We start from the raw sequence: 19,824 nt of genomic DNA on the forward strand, positions 1-19,824 counted from the left end.
GGAACGGCGACGGCCGAGACCTGTGCCAGGCGATCCACGCCCTTGGGCTCGTCACACTGCCCTTCGGCGCCGATCAGCAGCGTGGTGGGCCAGTACAGCACACCGCCGACCAGGGCGAGTGCCATGGCGCATGCCGCGCCGACGAGTACCGCGTGCACGTCTCGCCCCACTCGTGGGCGTCGCCGAGCCGCTTGGCAGCCCGCGCCCCGTAGAAAAACGTCAGGCTGGACTGCCACATGAAGTGCCGGACGGCGTTGTTGAACGGCTTGCTTCCCGGCAGGATCGCCCCGGTGACCCCGTCCGCCGCGACTACGTGCGCGACAGCGACTCCACGGTCGTCTACAGCGACGTGGTGACCGCGGACGGGACCGTCCGGAGCGAGACGCTCCCCGGCGGGTACACCGTCAAGGTCACCCTGGACATCAAGCCGGTCACCACCACCACGCTGCTTGCGCTGCGAACGGCCCCCGCCCCCGACCCCTTGCCACCTGCCGCTGCGAGAGGGCACTCACAGCCGCTGCCACGCCCGGAGAAGAAGGCCTGAAATCCGGTGCCGCGACACCACCGAGGCGATCATCGGGGCATCACGAGCAGCCTGGCCCACCCCCAGATCCTGGTCCTGGGCCGCTACGACACCCTCGGCCATCTGCGCGCCATCGGGCGCACCGTTCCCCTGCTCCCGGAGGCGGCCCGGCAGGTCGGCGAGCACCTCATCACAGCCGGCGCCGCCCTCCCTGGATCAGGGTGCGGTTCGCCTCGGCCCGGGGCGGCCGTGACGTCCCAGGCGTGATCCTGGTCCGCCCCGATCTCGTTGCGGAGATCAGCGCCGACACCTCCGTTGACCGCGGCGGCGTCACCGCCACCCGGTACGCTTCAAGCGTCTGCGCCTGGACCTCACGGCGAGGGAGGTGCCCGGCTCGTGCAGAGCCCCACCACAGCTGCGGGCTCCTGCGACAGTCGGTCAGGGTCCGGAACCGGGATCCGGATGCACGGGCCTGGTGATGCCGGCTCGGGCGGCCTCCAGTTGGGCAGCGAAGGCCACGCCCAAGAAGAGCGCGATGCCGGCCAGGTTGGCCCAGAGGAACAGGGCCATCAGGGCTGTCAGCGGCCCGTACAACGAACCGAAGGACCCGCTGTGTCCCACGTAGAGGGCCAGCAGCCAGGTAGCCGTGATCCACAGGACGAGCTGTACGACGGAGCCGAACGCCAGCCAGGTGTAACCCGGTTGGTCGCGCCGGGGCGCCCACCGCAGGACGACCGCCGATGCCATGCAGGCGAGTGCCACGCCCACCGGGACCTTCCCCCAATCCCACCAGCTCAGCCACGCGCCGGGCCAGCCAAACACCTCCGTTACGGCCCTGCCCACCGCCCCGCCGGCCACCGTCACGAGAAAGCCGAGCACCAGCGGCCCGCCCGCACCGACCGCAAGCAGCAGACTGCGGCCGTACTTCTCCAGGAACGGCCGGTCGCGTTCTATCCCGTAGATGCGGTTGCACCCCCGCTCGACCTGGCCCATGGCCGATGCGAGGTTCAGTACGGCGAAACCGAGGCCCAGCCACATGGCCACGGTGCCCGCCATGTCGGCGCCGGCATGCGTGCGGGTGGCCAGCAATCCCTCACTCACGAGCTCGGCGCTGGCCGCCGGAACGATCTCACCCAAGGTCAGTTCGATCAGCCGTCCGACGCTTTCGGTGTGGGCCGCCGCAGAGACCCCGACCAGGGCGATGGCGAACGGCACCATCCCGATGACCAACTGGAAGGCGAGGGCCCGCGCGAAGCTGAACCCGTCGGCGTACCGGAAGCGCAGGAACGCGTCGGTCGCCAGCCGGCGGCCCCCGTAGCGGCGCAGCGCGGTCCATGCTTCGTCTCCGGACAACTCCTCACCGATCATGTCCCTCGTCTGCGGTACGTGCACCACTGTTCCCATGCAGGAGGTGTGCTCCGCCGGCCCGTTTCCATGCGACCGGGCGCCATCGTGCGCAGACTCCGCTTGAATGGGCGGGCGCGATGACCTTGTCAGGCCCGAGCCGGGACGGCGTGGTGATCAAGGTGCAAGAGCCGTGTAACGGGCGACTGTTACGCACGGTTCTGTGGGAGCTCGGAGGCACGATCCCTCCGGGCGACCCGACTTCGAATCTTGGGGCCGGTCTGCTCGTGTCACATCCGATTTTGGTCGCTGTGACCGTGCGCGATAGTCGGCCGCGGGCGCTTTCCGTCACCCGCTCCGCTTCAAGCGGCTGCGCCTGGACGTGACCGCGGGCGGTGGCGGCCTGGCTGTCCCCGCAGTCCCCAAATGGTGAGCCCCACGCCGGCCGCTCCCCATACCCCGACTTTCAGCACAGGTCGTCTGTCCGTGGATCGAGTAATCACGTACACCGTTCCGCCGGCGGATGTGGGCATTGTCGTGGACCGCCGACCAGGGCCTGGCTGGGCGGTCAGAGAGGCCGCTCATACGTGCCGCTGTATCAGGTGCCTTCCCTTCCGGTTGGTGCCGTCCCGCACGGTCTCCGCCCGTTTTCCTCCGGTTCAGCGCCAGGTGTTGGTCTCCGCGATCTCGCCGGTCTCCAGGTCGATACGGCCCTGGAAATCGCCCGCGTTGCGCGTGACGATGATCACGAGCGGCCGACCGTCCTGCGGGAAGGCGGTGTAGAAGCCATGAACATCGTCCGGGTTCGGCAGCAGGTCGCGCGGCGGGTGCAGCCGGCACCGCTCCGAGCCGTCGGCACGGTAGACCACCGCGTTGTCCGACGGGGTGAAGGGTGCGCTGTTGATGGCTTCCACCACCAGCACCAGCGTCTCCCCGTACTCGCGCCACGCCAGGACATCCTGTGGTGGCAGCTCGTACTGCTTCTCGACGTTCCCCGCGGGGCCGCTCCACCGGACCGTGGTGTCACCTCGGGTCCAGGCGACCACGACGTCGGGATCTGCTTCTGTCACTTGGGCATCTCCGTGGGTGGGCCGACTGGGGTCTGCCGGGCTCGGTCTCCGAATTCCATGATCTCCATTTGAGTCCCGCCGCCGGGCAGATGGCCCCGCTTCGGGTCCATCCGGGGTCGTTGCGGTTGCCGCCGGTCAGCGACACCGCGAGCGGGATGCCCTGTCCGTCGACGAGGACGTGGTGCTTGCTGCCCGGCCGTGCGCGGTCGACCGGGCTGGGACCGCTTTTGGGCCGCCGAGCGGCCCGGACGTGGCTGGAGTCGATCACCGCCCGGGACCAGTCCAACTGCTTCGCCGCCCGCAGCCTCGACAGCAGGACTGCGTGCAGGCGGTCTCACACGCCGGCTTCGTTCCACGCGGCAAGGCGCCGCCAGCAGGTCATCCCTGAGCCGAAGCCGAGCTCCTGGGGCAGGTACTCCCACTGGATACCGGTGTGCAGCACGAACAGGATCCCGCACAGAGCCTGCCGGTTAGGAACCCGCGGCCGCCCCGCGACCGGCTTGGGCGTCGGTTTCGGCAGTAACGGCTCGATCAGCGGCCACAGTTCGAGACGCCCACCTCTTCCGCCTTCCGGTACTTGCCCCCGTCGCTGTTCGGCTGACGGACTGCCCGAACGACGCCGTCTCGCCGACCGACCGGATCCTTCCTGGAAAGCGCTCGTACCCGCCCCAGCCCAGACCGGAGGACATGTCCAGGCTTCAAGAAACCCCCCGGGCCGAAGCCCCAACACACCCACCGTAAAACCGGCCACGGCTCCGCCAGACCGTGTTCCTGCCGGCCGTAGTCGCCTGTGCGGCGGCGAGGGTTTGTTCGGGCAGGTTGCCGGTAGGGATGGCCGGTGACAGCGCATCGTGACCGACACCGCTGAACATTGATCATAGTGTCAGTTGTGGCGGGTCATCGAATACCCGTTGCTCTTGCCGGGCGGTGGTCGGCGCGTGCACGCCTGCCCGTGACCTTCAGGGGAGGGCCGGTGGCGCCCGTTTCAGGATCGGCCGGTGACCACAGAATTCATCTGCCGCGTGCCTTGGCGCATGGCCCACGCCGCTCTGCTCGTCACCGTACTCACCTTGACCATTGGCTGCGCGGACGATCCGCCTGCCGGTCACTTCCTCCGGTGGTGGGCCCCGCGCGCTGAGGTGCTCGCAGGGCCTTGAGGCGGATCAGTGCGGACCGACTCGACCTCCCACTGCAGCGGCGGTGATGCCCGAGGATCGACCGGCAGTTCATCCGGCCGGTCGACTTCGATTGGGCTGTTGTGGTGAATGTGGATCCGTTGGCGTGGCCACGGCGTGTCCGCGCGGAAGGAATGGTGCTCGGTGCTACAAGGCGCCATTTCAGATGCGTGCCGTGATGCCCGCACGCGCAAAGGAGCAACAATGCCGAACCGACTGGTGGTCACCACCGCCCTCATAGCCGCCGCCTTCCTGAGCGTGCCGAGCGCGTCAGCCGCCGAGCAGGACACCGCTTTCGCGAAAGCGGCGCACCAGGTTAACTTGGCGGAGATCGCGGCCGGAAGCGACGCGCAGAAGCACGCGACGACGGCCTGCGTGAAGGGCGTCGGCGCTGTGCTGGTCCGCCACCACACCAAGCTGGACGCCGGTCTGAAGACGCTGGCCGCCAAGCTCGACATCGCCCTGCCGGCCTCCCTTACTGCGGATCAGCAGAGGAAGCTGGCTGCCGTGCAGGCCCAGGCAGGGACGGCAGCCTATGACGCTGCCTGGCTTTCCAGCCAGGACGCCGCTCACAGTCAGGCCCTGGCCTTGATCGACCGCGAGATCTCCGTGGGCGGTAACGCCGAGGTCGTCGCCGCCGCACGAGCCGCCCGCCCCGTGGTGGCCATGCACCATGACATGGTCCGCGGCGGCACCTGCCACCACGGGAAGGAAGCCGCCACGATCAGCGCGGGCAGCGGCGGCCACTTCGCCGCTGACGACTCCCGCTACGACACGATCGGCGCCGTCAGCCTCGTGGGTGGAGGCGTCCTGACCGCCGGCGCGGCCTTCTGGCTGGCTCGCCGCCGCCACACCGGCACCCGCTGACAACGATGCACGGGCGGAAAATCCTGACCGCCGGCGCTGCCGTGAGCGGCTGCCTGGCAATGGCGGCGGGATGGGCCCTCCTCGGCAGTCCTTATCCGGCTGCCGAGGAGGGCGCCCTGCCTGCCACCCGCTCGACCGTCGGGACCCAACCCTCCCTGCCCGTGCTCATCCGCGGGCCCAAGGGCCTCCAGGCCAAGGTGAACCCCGTCGCTGCCCGGCCGGACGGGAGCCTGGCCCTGCCGGAAGAGGGCCCGCAGAGCGGATGGTGGGCACTGGGCGCCACCCCCGGTGCAGCCCGGGGGACGGTGCTGATAGCCGGACACGTTGACACGCAGCAAGGGCTCGGCGCCTTCTCCACCCTGCACGCCTTGGGCCTGGGCAGCGTCGTCCACGTCACGGGAGCCAACGGGCGCGTCTACCGCTACCAGATCACCGCCCGGCGGACATACCCGCGGACGCGGCTGCCGGCCGACTTGTTCTCAACCGAAGGCGCCCACCGGCTGGCCCTCGTCACGTGCTCCGGCGCCTACGACCACCACACCCGCCGTTACGCGAACAACCTCGTCCTCTACGCCAGGCTCACCACGCCGACCAGCCCGCAGACCCGGTAGCAGGCCCCCGCTACGGTCTCCGACCAGCCAGACCCCTCGTACAACGCTCCTTTACGCGGTTGGAGGTTCGGTGCCCAGAAGGGCGCGAGTCGGCGTGCACATGAATATGGCGTGTACGCCGACAGCTTGCACTGAACCCGCCGACGACAGCGCCCAGGTCGTTGTGGTCGGCGGCTGACGAACCCTACGGGGGATCGAGTTGCCTCGCTTTCGTGGCAGTCGTTAGCGTGGCCGTGGCAGCCAGGTAAGTGATGCGGAGGGTGCCGGTGGTGTGCTCGCGGTCGACGAGGACATCGACTCCGTAGACCGACTTGATCAGGTCCGGGGTGAGCACGGCCTCCGGTGCGCCCGCTGCGGCGACCTGGCCATGGTCGAGGACGACGATGTGGTCGCAGTAGCGGGCGGCGAGGTTGAGGTCGTGCAGGGCGACGACGCAGGTGACGTCCAGCGAGGTCAGCAGGTCGAGGAGTTCGAGCTGGTGGCGGATGTCGAGGTGGTTGGTGGGTTCGTCGAGCAGGATCTCCCGGGGTTCTTGCGCGAGGGCGCGGGCGAGTTGGGTGCGCTGCTTCTCTCCTCCGGAGAGGGTGTGCCAGCTCTGGTGCTGTTTGTCGGTGATGTCGGTGCGTTCCAGCGCGGCGTCGACGATCCGCCGGTCATGCTCGGTCAGGGCGTCGAAGCGGCCGCGGAACGGTGTGCGACCGAGTTCCACGACCTGGCGGACGTTGACGTGGTGGTGGGCGGACACGTCCTGTTCGACGACGGCGAGACGTCGGGCCAGCACCCGGCGGTGCAGGTCGTCCAGGCTCGTGTCGTCGTAGCGGATGGTTCCGGTGTCGGGGCGCCGCAGTCCGGCGAGCAGGCGCAGGAGGGTCGACTTGCCCGAGCCGTTGGGGCCGAGGAGGCCGACGGTCTTTCCGTTGTGTGCCGCTATCTCGATGTTGTCCAGCAGCCGGTGGCCTTTGACCGACCAGCAGAGTTGGGTGGCGGTGATGTGGCCCATCAGGACTCCAGACGCTTCAGGACCAGCGCGAAGGCGGGCGCGCCGAGAAGCGCTGTGATGACGCCGGCCGGCAGCTCGTGGGGCGAGAACGCCGTCCGCGCGAACGCATCCACCCAGATGAGGAAGACAGCACCGACGATCGCGGACAAAGGCAGCAGAGTGCGGTGCATCGGGCCAACCAGGATGCGGACGGCATGCGGAATGAGCAGTCCGATGAAGCCGATCGCGCCGGAGGCGGCCACGGCGGCCGCCGTGATGACCGAGGTCAGCACCATCAGCCAGATGCGGGCCGCGGTGACGTTGATCCCCAGGGCGGCCGCGGAGTCCCACCCGAAGGTGAAGGCGTCCAGGGCGGGCGCGAAGAACTGGACGGCGACCACACCGATCAGGATGATCACGACGGTGACGGTCACCCCTTCCCACCGGGCGCCGCCGAGGGTGCCGAGCAGCCAGTAGGTGAAGCCCCGGGTGGAGTTCGCGTCCCCGCTGACCATGAGGATGACCGAGGTGACCGCGGCGAAGAACTGGGACACGAGCACGCCGGTGAGCACGACTCGGGAAGGGCTGGCCACGCGCCCCCCGCCAAGGAGGAGCAGCAGCAGGCCGAAGGAGACCAGGCCGCCGACGAAGGCTCCGGTGGACAGGGAGATGCTTCCGCCGATGCCCAGCAGGAGCACGGCGACCGCGCCGGTGGAGGCACCGGAGGAGACTCCCAGCAGGTAGGGGTCGGCCAGGGGATTCCTCGTCACCGCTTGCAGGACGGCGCCTGAGACCGCCAGGGCCATGCCGACGGCGGCGGCCAGCAGCACCCGGGGGAAGCGCGACTCCCAGATCAGGGCGTCCAGCAGTCCCGGCAGGGGCGGGGTGGGCGCGATAGCGCCCAGGCCGACATGCCGCAGGATCGTGGAGAGGACATCCAGAGGTCGGATGTCCGCGCTGCCCAGCAGCGACGCGGCGACGACCGACACCAGCAGCCCGGCCCCGGCCAGGAGGAAGAGCGCCACCGTCGAGGCGCGCCGCCGGCGCACCGGAACGGTCTCACGGCTGGTGATCCCGTTTCCGGTCGGCGCGGCGGTCTTGTGTGAACTCATCGTCATGATGGCGGTATGTCACCCGAGCCGGTTCAGGCCGTCGACCAGCGCGGGAACCACCGACGCGCTGCCGTAGCTGGGATCCATGTGGGAGCCGGGGATGGAGATGAACCGGTCGCCCTTCACCGCGGTGAGCTTGCTGGTGAGGGGGTCCTTCTTGAGGAGCTCGATCTTCTCCTTGGCGGTGTCGTTGGGTTCGCCTCGGGTCAGGTCGGCCAGGATGATGACGTCGGGATTCCGGGCCGCGACCTCGTCCCAACTCACCTCCGCCCACTTGGTCTTCGCGTCGGCGAAGATGTTCTCGACCCCGACGAGCTCTGAGATGTGCTGCGGCAGACCACCGGGGCCCGCTGCCCACGGAGTGCCCTCGTAGGTGGAGTAGAACCACATCACCCTCAGCGGAGTGTCCCGCTTCTTGACGGCTCCCAGCGCCGTCTGCACGACGGCCTGCTGCTCGACGGCCAGTTTCTCTCCGGCGGCGGGCACGTTCATGATCTTGCCCAGCCGGCGGTACTCCTCGTACATCATGTCGAAGTTCGCGCCCGCCACGCTCTCGTGGAACGAGCAGTCGAACTCGGTCAGGTAGGTCGGAACGCCCAGGTCGTGGAGCTGCTTGCGGTCGCCGGACTGCTCGGCGCTGAACATGCTCGCGAAGGAGCCGTAGACGAAGTCCGGCTGCGCTTCGAGCAGTTTCTCGTGCTTGATCTCCTGCCCGTGCGCGGACAGGAGCGGAATCTTCTTGTACTGGGCGGCGATCGCGTCCGGCGTCTTCTCGATCTCGTAGCCCGACCCGGCGATCCGGTCACCCACGCCCAGGTGGATGAGGATCTCGGCGGCAGACTGGTTGAGGGTGACGACCTTCTGCGGCGCGGCCTTGTAGGTCACATCGGTGCCGCAGTTCTTGAGGGTGAACGGGTAGGTCGTCGTCGCGCCCGCCCCCGTCGTCTTTGCCCGCTTGCCGGCATCGGAAGCCGGGTCTGCGGTGCATCCCGTAACCGCGAGCACCATCAGGGCCGCAGTGGCTATGGTTATCATTTTCGTTTTCATTAGCAGGAAGGTACCAGTTCGTTGGCGAGGGCAGAAAGGTCCTGGCAGCTCAGGCGGATCGCCTGGCAGAACCCGGTCGAGGAACACGTCAGGGGGTGACGGTGCTTTGCGGCGGCAGCCGCAGAGCACCGCGTACCGCACATCGGGCGGCTGACCGGATGCGCCGGGTGGTGCTGGCCATCCGGTCGGGGCGGGGCGTGTTACCGCAGCATCGCGGCGAGCCGGCGGACGACTTGTTCGTCGAACAGGTCGTTGGCCGCCATCCAGTCGTCGTTGAAGACGGTGTCCAGGTACTTGTCGCCGCCGTCGCAGACGAGCACGACGATGGTGGTCTCGGGCCCGGCGCCCTGTGCGTGTTCCAAAGCCTTGTAGACGACGCCGCCCGCCGAGCCGCCGATCAGGATGCCGAAGTTCCTGGCCAGGTAGCGGCAGGTCTCGAAGGCTTCCGAGTCACTGGCCTTGACGCCCTCGTCGATCAGTTCGTAGTCGACGACGCCGCCGATCTCCGAGCCTTCGGGGGTGCCGGTGCCGGACTGGTGGTAGGGCGCGCCCTTGCCGCCGAAGACGACGGAACCCACCGGCTCGACGCCGATGATCTTCAGGTCCGGGATGCGTTCCCGCAGGACGCGGCCGGTGCCGCAGAGCGAACCACCGGTGCCGACGGCCCCGTACAGGTAGTGGATGTCGTCGCCCAGGTCGTCGTGCAGTTCGCGGGCGAGCGGCCGATAGCCGTTGGGGTTCCCCTGATTGCGGTGTTGCGCCGTCCAGTACGCGCCGTGATCGGCCGCGAGCCGCTCGGCCACGGTGTCGCGTTCGGCGGTGGCGAGGCCTTCCTCGTCGCCGGCGACGTTGAGTATGTCGGCGCCGTAGGCGAGCATGCCGCGCAGTTTGTCCGTACTGGAGTGGTTGTCCACCACGGCGGTGAACTTGTATCCGCGTTCGGCGGCTATGAGCGCCAGGCCGAGTCCGGTGTTGCCGGAGGTGGACTCGACCAGCCACCCGCCGGGGGTGAGCAGCCCCGCCGCCTCCGCCTCGTCCACCATGTTCCTGGCCATCCGGATCTTGGCGGTGCCGGTGGGGTTGTACTGCTCCATCTTGAGCAGGACGGTCGCCCCGCCTTCCCGCACGTGCAGTCGGAGCAGGGGCGTTCGCCCTATCAGGTCGGACATCTTGCTTCTGATCACGGCTTGTCCTTCGCGCAGATCTCCGTCAGACATCGCACGAAGACGTCGTTGTCCGCGGGGGTCGACAGTGAGGCTCGGATGTAGTTCTCGTATCCCGGCTCGCGCCACGCCTTGACGATGATTCCGGCGCGGTGCAGTTCCTGGGCGACCCGGTCGGAGCGGCGGCCGGTGTCGATGAACAGGAAGTTGGTCGAGGACGGGATCACGCCCAGTCCCGCGCCGCGCAACCGGTCGGTGACCCTGGCGATCTCCAGAGCGGTCCGGCGGACCGTGTCCGCCAGGTGGGCGTGGTCGCCCAGCGCGGCGATGGCGGCGTCCTGGGCCGGCTGGTTGACGTTGTACGGAGTACGGACCCGGTCCAGTGCCTGGATCAGGGCGGTGTCGGAGGCGACGCCGTACCCCACCCGGACCCCCGCCAGGCCGTAGGCCTTGGAGAAGGTCCGCAGCACGATCCACGGCCTGTCCCGTCCGCGCAGGGCCTCCAGCCCGTCGGGGTACTCGGGGTTGGGCCGGGCGAACTCGCCGTACGCCTCGTCGAGCACCAGCAGGGCCGATGCCGGCGTGGCGGCCACCACGCGCTCCAGTTGGCCGGCGTTGAGCATCGCGCCGGTGGGGTTGCACGGGTTGGCGAGGAAGACGAGTTTCGGGCCTGCGGCCAGCGCGTCACGCCAGGCCTCCGCGTCGAACCCGAACTCGGCGGTGACCGGGACCTTTTCGACCCGGGCGCCCATGACGCGGGGGAAGATCTCGTGCAGGCTGAACCCGGGCGCCTGGGTGACCACCAGGTCACCGGGATCGAGTACGGCCTGGCACAGCAGCTCCAGGAGGTTCTCCGAACCGTTGCCGAGCACGACACGCTCGGCAGGCACGTCCAGGCTCTTCCCGATGGCCTCGGCCAGCCGTTTGCCGGTGGGGTCGGGGTAGCGGGAGACGCCGTCGGCCAGGGCCAGGCGTACGGCTTCGGCGACCGCCGGAGAGATGTCGAAGGGGCTCTCGTTGTTGGAGAGTTTGATCACGCGTCGGGAGCCGCTGAGGGCGGCCACCTCGTCCGGGTCTGCGCCGGGATCGTAGCGGGGCAGGCCCGCCACTTCCCTGCGTATCAAGGAGGCCGAAGTGGCTGGTGCGAGGACGTGGTTCATGACGACTCCGGTTGCGGGACGGGTGCGCTGGACGTGGCGCGGTGGAGCCGGTCGACGCGGCGCAGGAAGGCGGCCAGCAGGATGGCGGCTGTGGCCGCGAGGCCGATGGTCTGACCGATCCAGACGCCCTCGACGCCCCAGTCGGCGCTCACCCCGAGCAGGTAGCCCGCGGGCAGCCCGATCAGCCAGTACCCGACGAGGGAGATCCGGAAGGGACCTGCGGTGTCGCCAATGCCGCGCAGGATGCCGTTGCCGATGTTCTGCGTGGCGTCGAAGACCTGCATGAGGGCGGCGATCAGCAGTCCGGTCACGGCCAGGGCGACGATGTCCGAGTTGCCGGCGTGCTCGGCCGAGATGAACAAGGACACGATCGGGGTCGGGATCGCCAGGTACACGACGGCGACCGCCAGCGTCGCGATGACGCCCCAAGCCGTGCCGAGGAGCCCCATTCTGCGTGCTGTCACGTAGTCGCCCGCGCCGTCGGCCTCGCTGATGTGGATCGACGCCGCGTGCGACAGCCCGGCGGAGATCATGAAGACGATGTAGACGATCTGGTTCAGCACCGTCTGCGCGGCCAGGGCGTCGACGCCCAGGGAGCCGATGACCAGGGTGAGCACACTGAAGAACCCGGCCTCCGAGGCGTAGGTACCCGAGATCGGCAGGCCGAGGCGCCAGACGGATCGGACCGCGTCCCCGTTCCAGCGCCGCGCGTCGGGCGACGTGAGGTACGGGCGCAGGACGCTGTCTCGCAGGATCACCGCGATGAACGCCAGGAAGGACAACAGGAACACCGTGACGGTGGCGATCGCGACGCCGACGAATCCGAAGGCGGGCAGGCCGAACTTGCCGTAGATCAAGGCGTAGTTCAGGCCGATGGTCGCGCCGATCGAGGCCAGCGTGATGGCCAGGAGCGGGCCGGGCCGCTTGAGCCCGGTGGTGAAGTGCCGCAAGTTCTGGAACCAGAGGCAGGGCAGCATGCCCGGCGCCAGGACCATCAGGAACTCGCCTGCCTTGTCGACCACCGCCGGGTCCTGACCCAGTAGGACGAGCAGCGGGCCGACCAGCAGGAGTACCGCGCAGAACACCACGCCGCACACGGTCGCCCAGAAGAACCCCGCGAACAGCAGCGCGCCGATACGTTCCCGGTCGCCCTGCACCCGCGCCTCGGCCACCAGGTTGCTGACTCCGGTGACCAGGCCTGTTCCAGTGGTACGCAGCTGGTTGAACAGCGCGATGGCCAGACCGGCGGCGGCGATCTCGACCGCGCCGAGCCTGCCCAGCATCACGATGTCCACCGTGGTCAGCGCGACATAGGCGAAGTTGGTCAGGATCAACGGGAACGCGAGCTTGAGCAGCGTCCGCGAGTTCTTGACCCACCAGCCGACGCCGGTCTCTGCCGTACCCGTCGTGTCGGTTGTTTCGGTCGTTTCGGTTGTTTTGCTACTCACCAGAATCTGACCTTTTCCCCGCGCCCGCCCGCCAGCGCGAGATCGGCTATGTACCGGCCCAGCGCGGCGTCGGTGACCGCCATACCGCTGTTGTAGGCGAAGACCACGTCGTCCGGATGGCGGCGGGCAGATGCCCGGCCGAGCAGGATGTCCGGCAGTTGGGCGTCCACCGACGGCAGGCTGCCGTCCGCGCCCCGCAGGTCGTCGCAGGTGGCGTGCATCTGGGCGGTATCGGTGGCGATCCGGTAGTCCGCGCGGTGGCACACGTCGGCGTGCACGCCGTACCCGAGGAGTACCGCGACCGAGCCCGGCTTCATCCAGTCACGCCGGACCTCCTCCGTGACGGACAGGCCGGCGGCGCCGATCACGATGTCCGCCTCACCGGTGGCCTCCCTGAGATCCTTGACGATCTCGACCTCGCGGCCCTCGACGCTGTCCTGGACGGCGCGCAGCCCGTCGGGGTAGCTGCCGAACACCTGCAGCCGCTCCAACTTCGGCAGGGCCGCGAGCAGCATCGGCAGTGCCGCCTGGCCCTGGACACCGGTGCCGACGACCAGGGCGCTTCGTGCGTCGGGGCAGGCCGCGCGGGCGAACAGCGCGGTGGTGGCCGAGGACCGCAGCGGTCCGAGCTTCACCACGTCCATCAATGCGATGGGCGCCCCGGTGGTGTCGTCGACGAGGAAGACGAACGAGTGGAACCGGTAGCTGTCCCGGTTGCGGCGCGGGTCGAACTCGTAGACGGCCTTGAAGCAGACAGTGCCGCTACCGGCGTCCCTGGCCACCATCGAATAGCTCAGCGAGCGGTGGTCGGGATCGTCGATGATCGTCTTGACCGGGTTGTTGGAGCCGCCTTCGCGCAACGCGCGGTAGGCCTGCTCGACGACCGCGATCACCTGTCGGCGGTCGAGGTCCAGTCCCTCTTGCTGGGACTGCGGCAACAGCCACAACTTCCCGGGTGGGGCGTAACTCTGTGACATGCGAGGCTTCTCCTTCATCGGCGGTCGCATCGGATTAGTTCGGGGTCGCATCAGATTCCGTCCAGTCGCCAGCGCGGCGGGGCCCCTTCGTCACCGAGCCGGATCACGGCCTTCAACGGCAGGGCGGCGTCATGGAACGGTGACTCGTTGGAGTCCATCTGGTAGCCGGCGGTGTTGAGGTAGACCAGGTGGTCACCGCGCTGTACGGGCCGCGGGAAGCCGATCTTCCGCCAGGTCACCAGGTCGCTTTCCAGGCACGTCGAGCCTGCGACGCAGGCCGGGAACATCTCGTCGGCGGTGGTGGCGGCGGCGGGCCGGGCGGAGATCAGCAGCGGGTCGGGGAGGTAGTCACTGTTGAACCACTGTTCGGAGAGACTGAAACTGCTGCCCGCGACGGTGACGATGGCGTACCCGTCGGTGTCCCGTCGGTCGTCGACCTGCTGTACGCGGTACATGGTGAATCCGGCCTGGTCCAACAGGGCCCGGCCGGGCTCGACGACGAACCGGATGCCGTTGCGTCCCGCCTTCGCAGACAGGCTCTCGCCACCGCCGACCGGGTGCGCCATGATCGCGCGCACTGCCTGGGCCGCGGGCTGCCCGCCGTACGGATAGAAGTCCTTGAAGTCCCTGGCCGCGTGGTAGTGGGCCGGCTCGTTCTGCTCGAGGAACTCGTCCCAGAGCCGCGGATCGACATAGCGAACCGGCAACCCGCCGCCGATGTCGACCAGTTCCGCGGAGAGCGAGCCGCGCCGCCGGGCGTCGAGGCAGTGTTCGATCATCTCGTTCGCCGCCGTCGCGCGTTCCGCCGTGGAGTAGCCGTTCAGGTGGAACGAGAATCCCCGGAGGCTGATGTGGGCGGCGAGTTCCGCGCACAGACCGACAGCGGCATCCCGCTCGGCGGCGGACAGTCCGAAGCGGCTTCCGGGCTGGCCGACCGTCCGGGACCGCAGCACCACAGTGGCCTGCCGCCGAGCGAGCCGCGCGGTTGCGGCGAGCCGGCGGAGCTCACTGATCGAGTCGACGGCGACCAGGCAGCCGTGCTGAACGGCGAGAGCGTGCAGCGTGTCGTCCTTCTCCGGGCCGGATATTCCGATCCGGTGTCCGGGGACTCCGCCTGCCAGGGCCTTGATCAGTTCGGGCGTGCTGGCCACGTCGACCCCGACGCCGAGAGCGGCGGCCGACGTGACGTAACAGCCTGCCTTGTTCGCCTTCTTGGCGAACAGGATGTCAGCGGAGGCGCCCGCCTCGGCGAACGCCTGCCGGAGTCCGACGACGTTCTCCTCGAAGATCTCGGGCAGCACGACGTGCAGCGGTGACCCCAGGCCGTCGAGAAGGTCGGCCAGCAGGACGCGGTGATCCGCCAGGAGCGTGGAGACCGTGGGATGCCGGAGTGCGGTGAGCGCGAAGGGCCGGACTCCGGCCATCGGGCGCTCCAGCACCTGTCGTGAGATGAGCACCCCGTATTTCTATACGATGATGACACTCATTTTCAATAGCGGCCATAGTGGGCACCCGCTCCCCCGGTGCAAAAGGGGAGCAATTGCCACACATGGGCGTCCGGTCCTGCGAATCCGTCGAGTTTCGACGCGAGCAGTTCGACGTAGGCGCCGCCGAGGGCGAGAGGCGTGGATGCCTGGAAGCTCCACGTGAAGCCTGTGGCTCCTCGCCCCTGCACGCCGGATCACGGCTGCCGCAGTGCAGGACGGGGCTGTCGGGCTGGCCGGAGCCCGGCTCGATCTGCCCGGCGGGGCACCATGGCACCGGAGACGCCTACTGCCAGACGTACGACATGCCCTTCGAGTCCTTCGGGGTTCGGGTGCGACGGGCCGCTGACGGTCACCGTCCAGGCCGAGGATGCGGCCTGGCGGCGGGCGCCGCGATGGCGCCGGGGCTCACAACGCCGAAGAGGAGCACGGCCAGGGGAAGGCGTACGACGAACCTGGACCAGCCAGGCTGTTGTTCAGGGGGGTGTGGGGGAGGAGCGGCGTAGGCGGTCGAGGCGGCGGATGACGGGGGTGGCGGTGGCGCCGTGCAGCAGGACGGAGAGCAGGATGGTGAAGGCGACGATGGCCCACAACTGCTGTGCGTGCGCGTCGAAGCGGTCGCTGTGGCCGAGGGAGTAGGCGAGGTAGAAGGCGGAGCCGATGCCGCGGATCCCGAACACAGCCGCGACCAGATGTTCGCGAGGTCCGGTACCGGCACCGAGCAGCCCGATCCATCCCGCGGCGGGCCGCACGACGAGTACCAGGAGCAGTCCGACGAGTGCCCCCTGCCAGGTGAGAGAGGGCAGTCCGTAGGCGACGAGGTAGCCACCGAGCAGGAAGAGCAGGAAGGCGGTCAGTAGCCGTTCGATCTGTTCGGTGAATTCGTGCAGGACCTTGTGGTAGCCGTGGCTGCGTTCCGCGGCCCGTATCGTGCAGGCGGTGACGAAGACGGCCAGGAACCCGTAGCCGTGCACCAATTCGGCGGCACCGTAGGCAAGGAAGGTGGCGCCGAGGGCGACGAACCCCTCCATGTGCTCGGACAGCCGCAGCGCCGAAGGCCGGGCCCGGAAGAACATCAAGCCCAGCAGCCGCCCTGTGATGAGCCCGACCGCGACCCCGACGCCGGTGCGGACCAGTACGTCGACGAGGACCCACGGCCCGACCCAGCCTGTCGTCAACGCGCCGCCGGGCGCCGCCGCCAGGGCGAGAGCTGCCAGGACGAACGGGAAGGCCAGTCCGTCGTTCAGCCCTGCCTCGGCGGTGAGGGAGAACCGGACCTCGTCCTCGTCGTCCTCGGCGTCGGTGGGTTCACCCACCCGCACCTCCGCCGCCAGCACGGGATCCGTCGGCGAGAGCACGGCCGCCAGCAACAGGGCCGGGGCGAGCGGCCACTGGAGGACCAGCGCCGCGACCACGGCCATCGCCGCGATGGTCAGCGGCATGCTGATGCCCAGCAACCGCCAAGGCCCCCTCCAGGAACGGCGGCCCACGGGCCGGTTGAGGGCGAGCCCGGCCCCCATCAGGGACACGATCACGCACAGCTCCGTCGCGTGCTCCACCCACAGCCGGTCCCGCCCCGGTTCCACCACCGGCACCCACACAGGCACCCACGTCGGCAGCACAGCGAGCAGCATTCCCGCTGCGAGGAACACCATCGGCATCGACAACGGCCGGCGGAGGACAAGCCGGGGAAGCACGGCAGCACCGAGCGCACCGATCCCCATGGCCAGGTACACGACGTCGGAAAGTGTTGTCATCTGGCCCAGCCTGTCCGAATCGGATCACTTCATGAGGGGCCTTGCCCGATTACGCCGCAGTTCTGAGAACACAGCGTGAGGTGGTCAGCGAACCCCTGGGGTCAAGCCGAGCTCCCTCCCGCTCGTCGGCCCCCGCAGCGACCGGCAGGCGCGCGTCCTGACAGGCATGCCCGCGGAGGTCGAGGAGACCGGCTGGCCTGCAACTCACCCCCGGTGCCCCCGGTAGAGCCGATGGACGACCGGCTGCCCTAGATCGTCGCCTTGATCCAGGAGCGCCCGCTGGCCGCGCCGGTGACGGGCTGCACGGCCTCCTGCGGCGGCGGGTGGGCGCGGCGGATCCGGCGGCGGATCCGCCGATAGCGCGACGGTTGCAGACGCCCGCCACGGCCGCCACCACCCGTCTCTTACTGGTGAAGGCTGCTGATCAATGCGTGCCACTTGGTGCCCTTCGTGTATTCGTTCACCTTGGCCTGATAGTGGGAGAAGGTGAAGGTTCCGGGGTGATGGCTCTTGTGAGGGAGCCAGGCGATCTCGCCGGTGGTCTTATGGCTGTCGAATGAGTAGCCGCATGCCACAAGCCCGATCAATTCCCGTGAGAATACGGTGAAGCCGGGACGGAAGCGCCTGCCCGACTTGAACCAGTCCGGGCGTACTGTCCTGTAGATGTTCTCCTTGGTGCGGGGGGAGGCGAGGAAGAACTGCGCGATGTAATGGATGCCGCCGAGCAGCCATGCGTCGTTAACCAGAATTGTCCATTTTCCGGAGTCCAGGATTTCTCCCCGACCGCTCTCCTTGGTGGCCTCGCTCATTGTTTCAAAATTTTTGATCATGGAGGCGTCAATGCCCGCGATTTTTTCGGTGGCCACGACATGGTCCATGTCCAGCCTATTGCCGACGATCAGCCCTGCGCCCTTTTTGGTTTCGACAGCCCACTGCGCGGCCTTGTAGACGTCGAAAGCCACCTCCAGCCCTTCGGGCGAGAAAGCTTGCCGCACTCCTTCCTGGTCCTGTTCGCCGGCTGCGCGCAGGTACGCGGGGCGGGCTTCTTCGGCGGCGTCCCTGAACTCACGTCGCGTTTCGAACATTTCTGGTCACCTCCGGTGTCTGCATAGGGGAACAGCGCACATGTCTGGCGCGACAGCCATGACTATGGCGAGTCGGCACGCAGCCGCCATATCTGAAGCGAGGAGTCACCCCTTCGGATACCGGCGAAGCGTTTCTTCCTGTGGCAGATGTCGTAGCGCCGGCCAGAGCGTCCAAGGGCGCACCAGGCCGGCACACGGGAACCGTGCCCCGTTCCAGGCGGCAAGGACGCAGCGGGTGCGCGGGGACGACCCACACACGGCCACGACCCGGCACACCTGATGCGACTGGACCATCCCAGCCGGCCGTTGGGGTGTGCGAAGAGCCGCAGGCGGTCCCGTCAAGTTTGAGTGAGCATCTTGCGCAGCGGCAGTGCGGTGGCGGCGAACTCTGCCAGTGCCGGCATGGCGTTGGCATGCGGCGCCAGGCGCGCGTCCAGTTGGGCGAAGAGCGGGCCGAGGGCGGCCGGTGGGAGACGGCGGCCGCCGGTGCAGTAGTGGTAGGTGGCCCGGGTGAGGGCGTCGAGGGCTTCCTCAAGCGCGGCGGCCGCGACGGGCGGCAGCGTCTTCGGCAGGTGGTGAGCGGTCAGACGTACGCCCAGCAGCAGACTCCAGGCCTGCACGGTCTGCTGCGTGCCCGGGGGGTGGCCGGTGAAGTCCCAGGGGGCGGCGCTGCCGGCCGCGCCCAGACTGATCGCCAGAAGAGCCGGCAAGGCCGGCTCCTGGGACCGCGGTAGCTGCCTGAGGTGGACGGTCACGGTGACGGTGGCCTGCTCGGGCGGGGCGAAGACGAAGTGAAGCGGCCGGCCGGGGGCCGGCGGCTCGGGGACGTTCAGGTACAGGGTGAGTTCGGCACGCTCGACGGTGAGGCAGGGCAGGTCCATCAGTTCCAGCAGTGAGGCGTGCGCGTGCCGCTGCGCGGGCAGCACCGCGCCCCCGGTCGCCGCGGCGACCGGCCGCTCCACACTCACCCGCTCGACGCGGGGCACCGGGTAGCCCTCGGCGCCGGTGCGCAGCGCCTCGTGGTCGATGGCGGCCAGGCAGCATGACAGGGCTTCCACCTGCCCGGCGAGCACCTCTTGGCCCACGGCCTGCAGCAGCTGCGCCATCGGCATCGCGGTCACCGCTGGCGCTCATCGGGGGCAGGCGCAGTGGGCGGTTGAGGGCTGCTGACCCGGAACTGCAGCAGCTGCCAGTACTGGCCGGGTGCGATGAGCTCCCAGAGGTCCTTCGCGGCGTCGTTCCAAGCGTCGATGTGCGCGCCGACGTCCTGCTCGTGGGGCGTGTTCCGGGCGGTCCACGTCGCATGGGACAGGTGGGTGTTGAACTGCTCCAAGTGGTCCTTGATCGCAGTTTCGGCATCAGCGGTACCGAAGGAGTCTGTGGCTGCTTGCGCCTCCAGCAGGGCTCCTCTCAGGTCAGGGGCGCCCTCCACCTCGGACAGGGTCTGGCAGAGAGTGTCCAGCAGTTGCAGGCTCTGGCTCGCCGCTCCTTCGTCCTGGGGGCTGACCCGGTGGCCCGGAAGGAAGTTGTACGGCACCCCGTCAGGAGCCAGGGCCTTCCACAGGTCCCTCGCGGCGTGGGCCAGCTCGTCTTGCGCCACGGACAGCTCCGCCCTGCCCGGGACCTTGTCCCACTGCTGTTGGAGTGCCCGGGCCATCGTGTTGTAGGTCTTCAGCTGCTCGACGGCCAGAGCGTGCAGCCCGCGGCTGTAGGCGGTCTCGGCCTCTGCTGCCACCCCGCTCAGGTACCAGAGCTCCGTCCCGATGGAGTTGACTGACTGACGGGTGAGGAGATGCACCTGTTCGGCGGCGTCCTCGAACCGCTTCCTCAGAACCTTCACGGGCGGCGGGCCGAATTCCAGTGGCACCGCCGCGGGCAGCAGCGACTTCCAGACCTGTGCGGCGGCATCGAGGTTCGCCGGTCCAGCCATCACGCACTCCCACGTCCTCGAAGATCACCCAATGTCACATTCAATACCAACCCGGGCATTTATGCCCGTACGGCACAGAAACCGAGGAGAAG

At 68.7% G+C, this 19,824-nt stretch carries 18 protein-coding genes and 1 pseudogene; 4 read left to right on the forward strand and 15 right to left on the reverse strand.

What is annotated here, in order from left to right; genetic code table 11:
- Positions 1-313: 313 nt before the first annotated feature.
- Both ACWDX7_RS05425 and ACWDX7_RS05430 read left to right on the forward strand, forming a co-directional pair.
- Positions 314-544, forward strand: coding sequence for a hypothetical protein (locus ACWDX7_RS05425; protein ID WP_451488188.1), 231 nt, complete (start codon positions 314-316; stop codon positions 542-544).
- 6 nt (positions 545-550) lie between these two features.
- Positions 551-790 (forward strand): hypothetical protein, encoded by a 240-nt coding sequence (locus ACWDX7_RS05430; RefSeq protein WP_451488189.1) that lies wholly within the window; start codon positions 551-553, stop codon positions 788-790.
- A gap of 171 nt (positions 791-961) precedes the next feature.
- Here ACWDX7_RS05430 and ACWDX7_RS05435 read toward each other — a convergent pair whose 3' ends face one another.
- The 3 genes and pseudogenes from ACWDX7_RS05435 to ACWDX7_RS05445 form a co-directional block, all read right to left on the reverse strand.
- On the reverse strand, positions 962-1,927 hold the full coding sequence (locus tag ACWDX7_RS05435; protein WP_451488190.1) for a YihY/virulence factor BrkB family protein: 966 nt from the start codon (positions 1,925-1,927) through the stop codon (positions 962-964).
- Between the two features lie 599 nt (positions 1,928-2,526).
- The gene (locus ACWDX7_RS05440) at positions 2,527-2,937 is read right to left on the reverse strand and encodes a hypothetical protein (RefSeq protein ID WP_451488191.1); all 411 of its coding nucleotides are present in this window, start codon (positions 2,935-2,937) and stop codon (positions 2,527-2,529) included.
- Between the two features lie 115 nt (positions 2,938-3,052).
- Positions 3,053-3,481, reverse strand: a pseudogene (locus ACWDX7_RS05445) (IS5 family transposase); the annotation flags it as partial.
- 835 nt (positions 3,482-4,316) lie between these two features.
- Between ACWDX7_RS05445 and ACWDX7_RS05450 the strand changes: the two are divergent.
- Positions 4,317-4,979 (forward strand): DUF4142 domain-containing protein, encoded by a 663-nt coding sequence (locus ACWDX7_RS05450; RefSeq protein ID WP_451488192.1) that lies wholly within the window; start codon positions 4,317-4,319, stop codon positions 4,977-4,979.
- Positions 4,980-4,984: 5 nt separating this feature from the next.
- The gene (locus ACWDX7_RS05455) at positions 4,985-5,590 is read left to right on the forward strand and encodes a class F sortase (RefSeq protein WP_451488193.1); all 606 of its coding nucleotides are present in this window, start codon (positions 4,985-4,987) and stop codon (positions 5,588-5,590) included.
- Positions 5,591-5,774: 184 nt separating this feature from the next.
- On the opposite strand, the gene ACWDX7_RS05460 is transcribed toward ACWDX7_RS05455, so the two are convergent.
- From ACWDX7_RS05460 to ACWDX7_RS05515, 12 genes are all read right to left on the reverse strand, one after another.
- Entirely contained in the window at positions 5,775-6,590 is an 816-nt protein-coding gene (locus ACWDX7_RS05460; protein ID WP_451488194.1) for an ABC transporter ATP-binding protein, read from the reverse strand.
- Positions 6,590-7,618 (reverse strand): FecCD family ABC transporter permease, encoded by a 1,029-nt coding sequence (locus ACWDX7_RS05465; RefSeq protein ID WP_451488396.1) that lies wholly within the window; start codon positions 7,616-7,618, stop codon positions 6,590-6,592. The genes ACWDX7_RS05460 and ACWDX7_RS05465 overlap by 1 nt, the downstream gene beginning before the upstream one ends.
- 81 nt (positions 7,619-7,699) lie before the next feature.
- On the reverse strand, positions 7,700-8,716 hold the full coding sequence (locus tag ACWDX7_RS05470; RefSeq protein ID WP_451488195.1) for an ABC transporter substrate-binding protein: 1,017 nt from the start codon (positions 8,714-8,716) through the stop codon (positions 7,700-7,702).
- A gap of 212 nt (positions 8,717-8,928) precedes the next feature.
- Positions 8,929-9,945 (reverse strand): PLP-dependent cysteine synthase family protein, encoded by a 1,017-nt coding sequence (locus tag ACWDX7_RS05475; RefSeq protein WP_451488196.1) that lies wholly within the window; start codon positions 9,943-9,945, stop codon positions 8,929-8,931.
- Positions 9,909-11,051 (reverse strand): histidinol-phosphate transaminase, encoded by a 1,143-nt coding sequence (gene hisC, locus ACWDX7_RS05480; RefSeq protein WP_451488197.1) that lies wholly within the window; start codon positions 11,049-11,051, stop codon positions 9,909-9,911. Before hisC ends, ACWDX7_RS05475 begins: the two co-directional genes overlap by 37 nt.
- Positions 11,048-12,499, reverse strand: coding sequence for an MATE family efflux transporter (locus ACWDX7_RS05485; protein ID WP_451488198.1), 1,452 nt, complete (start codon positions 12,497-12,499; stop codon positions 11,048-11,050). Before ACWDX7_RS05485 ends, hisC begins: the two co-directional genes overlap by 4 nt.
- Entirely contained in the window at positions 12,496-13,476 is a 981-nt protein-coding gene (locus ACWDX7_RS05490; RefSeq protein ID WP_451488199.1) for an ornithine cyclodeaminase, read from the reverse strand. The genes ACWDX7_RS05485 and ACWDX7_RS05490 overlap by 4 nt, the downstream gene beginning before the upstream one ends.
- A gap of 50 nt (positions 13,477-13,526) precedes the next feature.
- Entirely contained in the window at positions 13,527-14,933 is a 1,407-nt protein-coding gene (locus ACWDX7_RS05495; RefSeq protein ID WP_451488200.1) for an alanine racemase, read from the reverse strand.
- A gap of 503 nt (positions 14,934-15,436) precedes the next feature.
- The gene (locus ACWDX7_RS05500) at positions 15,437-16,717 is read right to left on the reverse strand and encodes a cation:proton antiporter (protein WP_451488201.1); all 1,281 of its coding nucleotides are present in this window, start codon (positions 16,715-16,717) and stop codon (positions 15,437-15,439) included.
- A gap of 404 nt (positions 16,718-17,121) precedes the next feature.
- Entirely contained in the window at positions 17,122-17,802 is a 681-nt protein-coding gene (locus tag ACWDX7_RS05505; protein WP_451488202.1) for a hypothetical protein, read from the reverse strand.
- Between the two features lie 338 nt (positions 17,803-18,140).
- The gene (locus ACWDX7_RS05510; RefSeq protein WP_451488203.1) at positions 18,141-18,923 is read right to left on the reverse strand and encodes a hypothetical protein; all 783 of its coding nucleotides are present in this window, start codon (positions 18,921-18,923) and stop codon (positions 18,141-18,143) included.
- Positions 18,920-19,732 (reverse strand): hypothetical protein, encoded by an 813-nt coding sequence (locus tag ACWDX7_RS05515; RefSeq protein WP_451488204.1) that lies wholly within the window; start codon positions 19,730-19,732, stop codon positions 18,920-18,922. The genes ACWDX7_RS05510 and ACWDX7_RS05515 overlap by 4 nt, the downstream gene beginning before the upstream one ends.
- Between the last annotated feature and the right edge of the window lie 92 nt (positions 19,733-19,824).

This window comes from Streptomyces sp. NPDC003034 (assembly GCF_053591375.1).